The 605-nt window shown below is 18.8% G+C and carries 1 protein-coding gene; it reads right to left on the reverse strand.

Annotated features, from left to right (window positions below):
* Positions 1-121: 121 nt before the first annotated feature.
* Positions 122-514: a hypothetical protein gene (locus KGF52_RS21085; protein WP_227841529.1), complete on the reverse strand. Its 393-nt coding sequence runs from the start codon at positions 512-514 to the stop codon at positions 122-124.
* Positions 515-605 lie beyond the last annotated feature (91 nt).

The following is a 605-nucleotide window of genomic DNA, read 5'->3' on the forward strand; positions in this document are numbered from 1 at the left end:
TTAGTTATGTTCTTTACTTTTTACTTCATTTTTTTTGGTTTATTTATTTTATTGTTTTTTTTTATATGTTGTCTTTTCTATTTGTGTTCGTTGTTTTTTTTTTTAATGATACGCAGCCACCCTAAATTAACAAAAGGTTTTTCGTGGGCAGCTTCAAATTTGTATAAGAGAAAGATATAATAGTTGTTTCTATTGGTAATAAAGATATTTCCAATATTAAATCTTTAAAAATATTTTTATATATTTTCGAATAACATTCTTTTTTTATATATTTATATATAAATAATTTATCTATAAATATATTGAAATAACAAATATCTAATTTTAAATTCTGGTATAGTAATCTTGCTTTACGAAGTGACCATATATATAAAGATATATATCTTTCATATATATCTTTTTCTTTATTAATATATTTTTTATAACCTTTGTAAAATTGTCCTGATTCTGTAAATATACCAACAACACCTATAAAATTTTTATTTCTCTTTATTATCCCTAAGTATATATTCATTATTATCCTCCTAATTAAATTTCAATAAATAATTTAAACATAAAAAGGTTATAACAAATAAATTTTGTTATAACCTTTTATATTATAGATA

The sequence above is a fragment of the Clostridioides sp. ZZV15-6597 genome, assembly GCF_020657815.1.
Lineage (GTDB): Bacteria > Bacillota > Clostridia > Peptostreptococcales > Peptostreptococcaceae > Clostridioides.

Excerpts from the sequence above, each read along its gene's own strand:
- KGF52_RS21085 (WP_227841529.1), bottom strand. The coding sequence starts at position 514 with ATGAATATATACTTAGGGATAATAAAGAGAAATAAAAATTTTATAGGT.